This window comes from Mycobacterium sp. (assembly GCF_049281135.1).
Taxonomy (GTDB): Bacteria; Actinomycetota; Actinomycetes; order Mycobacteriales; family Mycobacteriaceae; genus Mycobacterium.
In genome coordinates this window covers 1-7,402 of the sequence record NZ_JBAPRN010000725.1, presented here as the reverse complement: position 1 = coordinate 7,402, position 7,402 = coordinate 1, and the positions used below count along the sequence as shown (strand labels likewise).

The following is a 7,402-nucleotide window of genomic DNA, read 5'->3' as shown; positions in this document are numbered from 1 at the left end:
AGATCAATCTGCCTACCATCCTGTGTGACAATGCCTTTCGCGTTGACCTCGGCGGGTTCACTGGCCTCGACGTCAACATGATCGCGCGTCAACGCCGCGTAATAGCTGCCCGGATCGCGTATGATCCGTTTACCGTAGGGTGCGAAATCCGGTGTGACCTTCTTGGCCAGCTCCGTGTCTTTGCCGAAAGTCTGCTCGATGTACTCCAGACACATCTGCAGCAGCACGTCGTTGGCCGCAGAGATGGACAGGTGGTCCTTGGCCCACTCCGGGTCCTGCAGGATGACCGGATAGTTGTTATCCGCGGTGCCCCAATACGATTTCAGCCGGTTCCAATTCGCGTAATATGGCAGGTGGCGACCAAGGTAGCGGCGATGCGCCGGAACCTCATCGGTGGGACGCTTACGTGGTGCCACCCAGTGCGGCTGACGCTGGAACACCGTCAAGTGGTCCACCTGGTCGACGCAGGCGTCGACGATCTGCACCGCTGTGCAGCCCGCGCCGATGATCGCCATCTTCTTGCCGGTGAGATCCAGCGAGGAATCCCACAGAGCGGAGTGAATGCTGGTGCCCGCGAACGTCTCCCGACCCTTGACATCGGGCCAGCGCGGGCGGTTGAGATAGCCGGCCGCGGTGATCACGACGCAGGCGTAGCTGACGTCGCGACGGCCCTCGGCATCGACGGAATGGATCTGCCACTGGTTGCGATCGGCGTCCCACCACAAGGCCTCGACCTCGATGCCGAACCGGGTCCGCTCGCGCAGCCTGTACTTGTCGGCCAGTGCCACCAAATAGCGCTGATACTCCGCGCCTTGCGGGTAGTAGTTGCTCCAGTCGGGGTTGACTTCCCACGACAGCGAGTAGTACGCGGACGGCGTGTCGACGCCGATGCCCGGATAGGTTGTGGTCAGCCAGGTGCCGCCGACTTCCTCGTTGCGATCGAAGATCTCGTAGGACACGCCCTCCGCTGCGGCCGCCAGGGCGACGCTCATCCCAGCGATGCCCGCCCCGATGATGGCGATGTTGACGGTCTCCGGGATCGGCGCCGTGCGCGGCAACGTCGGCTGTGAGCGCTGGAAGCCGCCCTGCTCGAGCAGCAGGTCCACCTGCTCGTCGTCGACCTCCGAACCCAGTGCGATCGGTAGCAATCGGGCGAACAAAGCCCGGTCGGCGGCTGCCACCGCGTCAGCGCGTCGAGGCTGATCCAGCGCGTCGATGACGGCGTTCACCAGCGCCTCGGCGGTATCGGGGTCGGTGACGCCGGCCCGTTCGGGCGGGTCGGGAATGTGCGAGATGTTGGGCGCATACGTCTCGATCACCGACGGGTCGCCGGTGAGCTGAGCGAGCACCGCCACCAGCACGCCCGGGTCAGCCTGACGCAGGTTGTCCCGCAGTTCGCCCGGGTCAGGAGCGGCGGGGCCGGTGGGCGACGTCGATTCCGTGGCGGCGGTCATGCCATCGAGTATCAAAGCGGACGGGTGAGCCGCGCGACCATCTGTCTACTCAGCGGGACACGAGTAGGCGCGCGGCGCCGTCCCGGGCATACCCTGCGACACATGGACCGGGTGCATTCCGACGAACAGGTGGACACCCTGATCGCGCAGGCACGCGGTCATACGCTCGGCGATATTCCTCGCCGAACGGCCCGCCGCCAGCCGGACAAGACGGCAATCATCGACGGGCACGTCGTGCTGACCTTCGCCGAGTTCGATCATCTGGTCGATAGAGCCGCGGCAGCATTGCACGACAACGGCTTTGCGCCTGGCGAGCGCATCGCTTTGCTGGCGCACAACTGCTGGCAGTACGCGGTGCTGGCGTTCGCGACGGCACGCGCCGGTGTGGTTCTGGTGCCGATCAACTTCATGCTCACCGCCGAGGAGATCGCCTACATCCTGGGCCACAGCCGAGTCGGCGGATTCATCGTCGAAGCGGAACTCATGCCGACGGCCGAAGAAGCGATGCGGCTGGGCGGCTCAGTCACGACAAAAGTCGTGCTGCTGCCTGCCGGGCACACGGCTGCGGCGGGCTGGGCAGACTTCGCAGCGTGGCTGACGACTACCGCCGCCGCCCCCAACCCGCGCATCGACGACGACCAGCTGGTGCGGCTGATGTACACCAGCGGCACCGAGTCGCGCCCCAAGGCGGCCATGCATTCCGGCCGCAGCCTGATGTGGCAGTACGTGAGCACCATCGTCGCCGGGTCGATGACCGGCGACGACATCGAGATCCACTCGCTGCCGCTTTACCACTGCGCGCAGCTGGACAACTTTCTGGCCACAGACATCTATCTAGGGGCGACCAGCATCATCCTTCCGCGTCCGGACCCTGAACTGGTCCTGCGCACCATCGCACGCTACGGCGTCACGAATTACTTTGCGCCGCCGACGGTATGGATCAGCCTGCTGCGTTGCCCGGTCTTCGACGAGGTGGACTTGTCCAGCCTGCGTAAGGGGTACTACGGCGCTTCGGCTATGCCCATCGAGATCCTCAGCGAGATCCGGGCCCGGCTACCCAGTCTGAGTTTGTGGAACTTCTATGGTCAGACCGAAATGGCACCGCTGGCGTCAGCGCTCGGCCCGGCTGAGCAGGACGCCCACGCCGGCGCGGCCGGCCGCCCCGTGATCAACGTGGAGACGACGATTCTCGACGATAGCGACATCCCGGTGGCCACTGGTATCGTCGGCGAGATCGCCCACCGCAGACCGCATTTGATGCTGGGCTACCTTGACGATGCCGAACGCACCGCCGAGGCGTTCCGGGCTGGCTGGTTCCATTCCGGCGATCTCGGCTACTTCGACGAGCACGGTCTGCTGCACGTCGTCGACCGCAAGAAAGACATGATCAAAACCGGTGGCGAGAACGTGGCCAGCCGCGAAGTCGAGGAAGTCATGTACCGGCACAGCGGTGTCCAGGAAGTCGCGGTATTCGCCTTGGCGCACCCGGTCTGGGTAGAAGCAGTGGTGGCGGCGGTGGTGCCCCGCGACGGAGTCACCCTCACCGAAGACAATCTCGTTGCCCACTGCCGGGAGCACCTGGCCGGGTTCAAGACACCAAAAGCTATTTTCTTCGTCGATTCACTGCCGAAGAACCCCAGCGGCAAACTTCTCAAACTCGAACTGCGCGAACGCTTCAGCCTCAACAAGCAGCTGTCGAATCTGCGATGAGCTGGCCGATCCCACTGCCTTCACACCGGGATGATGGGAATCTTTTTCATGGCGCTGGCACGGGGATCTGGCGCAGCCGCGGCCGCCTGATGATTTTCCTCGCCGCGGGTGTAAGTCCATACGCAGAACGGCTCGCCTTGGGCGAACTTGAAATCCTTTGGCGGTAAGTTGATATCGAGCTTACAGCCGGGGAAGAACGGTGCGGAGATCCGCTGTTCGAACGTGCAATTCATCCACGCTCTCGCCGGTGGGTAAAGGCCTTCGTCGGTGTATTTTTGCAATACTTCGCATCGACGCATGTTGAGCACAACGTGATCGGGGTTGTGCACGATGTACTCGCCGCCGTAGCCGAGAGTGCCGTCGATACTCAGACACGCCAGCTTGAGAAAGTCGACTACGTGCACAGGCTCAATCTTGAGCACCTTGGCCAGCTTCGGGTATTCGTATTCGATGATCAGCTGGTACATATCCGGCAACCCAAGCCAAACCTCGTCTTCCGGGATGATCTTGGTCCACTGATCGATGAAGTAGTTATGCCCCTTGAGGTATTGATCCCAATACGTTTTGATCAGCCGCATCAGAGCTGGTTTGGTCAGGTCGTCGGTTTGTAGGTCAAACGGAATCGCTTGGTACTGGGCGTTTTTCCAATCCCATCCGGGCGGCGCGATGAAGCGGCCCATCGGCATCACCTGGCGCATGACCGCGCGTGACATCTCGGCGGCAACGTCCATGGCGGTGTTGATGCCGACCTTGTCGGCGTAGGTGGTTACGTGCGCATAAGGCACGAAGTTCAAAGTGTCCTCGAACACACGAGCCAGTCCCAGCAGGAAGTCACGCGAGAAGTCCTGGATGTTACCGACTTTGCCCATGAAGTCGTGCGTGTAGTCGTCGTAGCTCAATTCGGTTTCTTCAGTGGACATTTCGGGTTCCTTCCTAGGCAATGGCGCGGTGTTGCGTTCGACATTCAGCGTCTTGTCAGATTCTGCATTAATTGTCATAATCTGACAGTGATGCTATGCACAACGGCACCAGAGCATCACGCGGTATGCCCACTGAGTGGGACAAAAGTCAGGAGCAAAGGAGCGTGACGTGACTGCGCAAGGGAGGCCCACACTGAGCGAACGGCGCGCTGAGCAGTTCCGCTTGGACATCGCCATGGCTGCGCGCGACATCTTCCTTGCCGAAGGCTCGACATCGGCAACTGTGGAGCGCATCTGCGAGGCGGTAGGCATTGCGCCCCGCACCTTCCACCGACACTTTCCAGTCAAAGAAGACGTTGTCATGCCGCTGTTTCGGGAATTCGGCAGGCTGAGCATCCAATCGCTCCAACAAGCCCCGTCCGACAGCGACACCGTCGATACCTTGGTCGAGGCGTTTGCCACTGAGGTACCCCGGCGCGGACAAGTTGAGATAGACCGTCGGTTCTTAGAGCTGATGCTCAGAGCTCCGCAGTATCGGCTGCGCTGGCTTGATTGGGGCGAAGACCTCGCTGCCTCCATCTCAGACTTTCTCGCCGCCCGCTACGACCTCGGCGCCGACCCGTTCCGCCGCGAGCTGCCGGCTCACCTGGTGATCCAAACCTGCAGGCAAGCCTATGTTTACTGGATGGAGGACGGTGACTTCGACCACTTGAGATGGGCTTTGCGCACCGGCATCGAGATGATCGTCGGCGCGCTGTCAGCACAGCCGACCGGACAACGATCGTTGCGCAGCCGTCGTTCGCCAACACGGTGACCGCGGCCTGCGCCGGCTGAGGCCAGCACGGTGTTCCACTGACCGGGCAACCGGGGTCCTATCGGGGCCGCACCGAGGTTGACTCGCTCCATGAGCCACGACATCACGTTGCCAGAGCTACAAGAGTTCATCGCCGGCTTCTGGTACCACTACGACGAAGCGCACGACGACGACCTGGCGGCGAGCTACGACGAGGACGTGCATTACCTGACGCGAAGCGATTCGGGAGCCAGCCCCTTCGAAGACTTGATGTCACCGGAACTGCACGGACGCGACGCGGTGATGGGATGGCTGTCCGATCATCGCAAGCAGAGCCCATACCCGTTGCGCCACCACGCCACCAACGTGCACCGTACCGGAACCGACGGTGACGTTACCCGCGCGCGCTTCTATATCCTCGTAAACCAAATCGCCAACTTCGTCCCGTTCGCGGTGTCCAGCGGCGTCGTCAACGTCGGCGTCCGACGCGGACCCACCGGGCTGGTGTTCACCGAGATGGACGTCGTGCTCGATGCCACAAACTCTGTCCTGCTGTCGGAGCTCAGTGCCGACAGCGCCGCAGGTTCGTGAGCCCACGCGAAACATTCTCTGGCGGCGTCGCCGTCATTACCGGTGCCGGCGCCGGGATCGGCGCGGGACTGGCGCGATACGCCAGCCGGCTGGGCATGACCGTCGTCCTGGCCGACATCGACGCCGTCGCCATCGCCGCGCTGCGCGCCGAACTTTGCGCCGCAGGCGGCGCGGCGGTAGACATCCGGTGCGACGTGACCGACCCGGATGCCGTCCAGCAACTCGCCGACCGCGTCTACCGCGATGTCGGTCTGGTCCGGCTGTTGGTGAACAACGCCGGCGTCGAACAGTTTGGCTACCTGTGGGACACACCGGTGCCCAACTGGCAGCGTGTCGTCGACATCAATGTCAGCGGCGTCTTTTTCGGCGTCCGGGCGTTCCTCCCGAAAATGATGGCCACCGACGAGCAGGCCTGGGTGTGGAACCTGTCATCGGTCGGTGCAGTACGCGCAATCCCGCTGCAGGCGCCTTACATCATGAGCAAACACGCCGTGCTCGCGTTGACGGAATGCCTGCATCTGGACGTTCAATCGGCGGGTCACGACCACCACATCCACGTGCAGGCGGTGCTGCCCGGCGCGGTGGTGTCCAACATCTTCGAGTCGGCGGGCGGCGTCGACACGAACGCCGGTGATGTCGCTGCCGCTGAGGCGCAGCGTTCCGCGATGCTGGACATCAAGGCCGCGGCCATGGATCCGCTGGCGGCCGCCGAGACGGTGTTCGAGCAGGCCGCGGAGGGCCGCTTCTATTTGCTCACCCAGCAGTCCGTCGCGTCGGCCATGGCAGACCGCGCGAATGTGCTTGCCGCGCAACAATCTCCGGCGCTGAGATGACGCCGCAACTCGATCCCGACGCCGCCGCGCGGGTGGGGGCGTTCGGAGCGATCCCGCCGATGCGCAAACGCGGCCTTGCTGCGGTGCGCGCCGCGGTCGAATCCGCGCCGCTGCCCGATGAAATGCCCGCGATGGCAAGCATCGACGATGCGACGATCCCCGGCCCCGCGGGATCGACTCCTGTTCGGATCTACCGTCCTACAGACGGTTCCGGTCAGCCCGCGCTGGTCTACTTTCATGGCGGCGGACTCGTCATGGGCTCCAATCATTCTTTTGAACCGCTGGCCCGCGAGCTTGCATCGGCATCGGGTGCCACCGTCGTGGCCGTCGACTATCGGTTGGCCCCGGAGTCGCCGCCGCCCGCGCAATTCGACGACGCCTACGCCGCCACCGAGTGGGTCTCGCGGAACGCACAGGACCTCGCTGTCGATTCCGCCCGCGTCGCAGTGGTCGGCGACAGCGCGGGCGGTTCGCTGGCGGCCGCGGTTGCTCTGGCCACACGGGACCGTGGCGGCCCGGCGATCTGTGCGCAGGTGCTGCTGTATCCGGGCTTGGATCGGGACATGACCGCACCGTCGATTACCGCACTTCCCGATGGCCCGCTCCTCGCCCGCGATGACATCGACTACATGCATGCCCTCGCCGACGGCAACGCCGGCCCACCCCGGGATCCATACCTCGTTCCCGCTTACGCATCCGACCTGTCCGGCCTACCGCCGGCGATCGTGGTGACCGCGGCATGCGATCCGATCCAAGACTGGGGCGAGCGGTACGCGGCACGGCTCCAAGATGCCGGCGTGCAGACCACCACCACCCGCTATCCCGGTATGTACCACGGATTTCTCATGCGTTGTGACGCGACCGCGCGCGGTCGACTGGCTATCGCCGAGATCGGCGCGCTGCTGCGGGCGAAATTCGCTCACCCGGTCCGATTCGACGTCCCGATCACCGGACATGACGTCGCCCCAGCGCCGTGAAGTCGCCCACAATCACGCCAACGCAGAATTGGCAGAAGGAGACAGCTGATGCTCACCGACGAGCGACGGATGGAGCTTTCCGACGTGTTGCGGCCGGCGGCACCGCCCCGCGAGATCGACAACG

The 7,402-nt window shown here is 63.7% G+C and carries 7 protein-coding genes; 5 read left to right on the top strand and 2 right to left on the bottom strand.

What is annotated here, in order from left to right:
• On the bottom strand, nucleotides 1-1,454 hold a 1,454-nt coding region (locus tag WAN02_RS28960; protein ID WP_422268831.1), incomplete at its 3' end, for a flavin-containing monooxygenase.
• Between the two features lie 102 nt (nucleotides 1,455-1,556).
• On the opposite strand from WAN02_RS28960, the gene WAN02_RS28955 reads away from it, so the two are divergent.
• Nucleotides 1,557-3,164: an acyl-CoA synthetase gene (locus tag WAN02_RS28955; protein WP_422268830.1), complete on the top strand. Its 1,608-nt coding sequence runs from the start codon at nucleotides 1,557-1,559 to the stop codon at nucleotides 3,162-3,164.
• 20 nt (nucleotides 3,165-3,184) lie between these two features.
• On the opposite strand, the gene WAN02_RS28950 is transcribed toward WAN02_RS28955, so the two are convergent.
• The gene (locus tag WAN02_RS28950) at nucleotides 3,185-4,084 is read right to left on the bottom strand and encodes a hypothetical protein (protein ID WP_422268829.1); all 900 of its coding nucleotides are present in this window, start codon (nucleotides 4,082-4,084) and stop codon (nucleotides 3,185-3,187) included.
• A gap of 169 nt (nucleotides 4,085-4,253) precedes the next feature.
• On the opposite strand from WAN02_RS28950, the gene WAN02_RS28945 reads away from it, so the two are divergent.
• From WAN02_RS28945 to WAN02_RS28930, 4 genes are all read left to right on the top strand, one after another.
• Nucleotides 4,254-4,898, top strand: a complete 645-nt coding sequence (locus tag WAN02_RS28945; RefSeq protein WP_422268828.1) for a TetR/AcrR family transcriptional regulator — start codon at nucleotides 4,254-4,256, stop codon at nucleotides 4,896-4,898.
• Between the two features lie 90 nt (nucleotides 4,899-4,988).
• Entirely contained in the window at nucleotides 4,989-5,468 is a 480-nt protein-coding gene (locus tag WAN02_RS28940) for a nuclear transport factor 2 family protein (RefSeq protein ID WP_422268827.1), read from the top strand.
• Nucleotides 5,465-6,301, top strand: a complete 837-nt coding sequence (locus WAN02_RS28935; RefSeq protein ID WP_422268826.1) for an SDR family NAD(P)-dependent oxidoreductase — start codon at nucleotides 5,465-5,467, stop codon at nucleotides 6,299-6,301. The genes WAN02_RS28940 and WAN02_RS28935 overlap by 4 nt, the downstream gene beginning before the upstream one ends.
• Nucleotides 6,298-7,278: an alpha/beta hydrolase gene (locus tag WAN02_RS28930; RefSeq protein ID WP_422268825.1), complete on the top strand. Its 981-nt coding sequence runs from the start codon at nucleotides 6,298-6,300 to the stop codon at nucleotides 7,276-7,278. The genes WAN02_RS28935 and WAN02_RS28930 overlap by 4 nt, the downstream gene beginning before the upstream one ends.
• Nucleotides 7,279-7,402: the final 124 nt, after the last annotated feature.

What these genes read in the sequence shown, in the direction of transcription:
- WAN02_RS28955 (WP_422268830.1), top strand. Translation starts at nt 1,557, where the DNA reads ATGGACCGGGTGCATTCCGACGAACAGGTGGACACCCTGATCGCGCAG.
- WAN02_RS28950 (WP_422268829.1), bottom strand. Translation starts at nt 4,084, where the DNA reads ATGTCCACTGAAGAAACCGAATTGAGCTACGACGACTACACGCACGAC.
- WAN02_RS28940 (WP_422268827.1), top strand. Translation starts at nt 4,989, where the DNA reads ATGAGCCACGACATCACGTTGCCAGAGCTACAAGAGTTCATCGCCGGC.
- WAN02_RS28930 (WP_422268825.1), top strand. Translation starts at nt 6,298, where the DNA reads ATGACGCCGCAACTCGATCCCGACGCCGCCGCGCGGGTGGGGGCGTTC.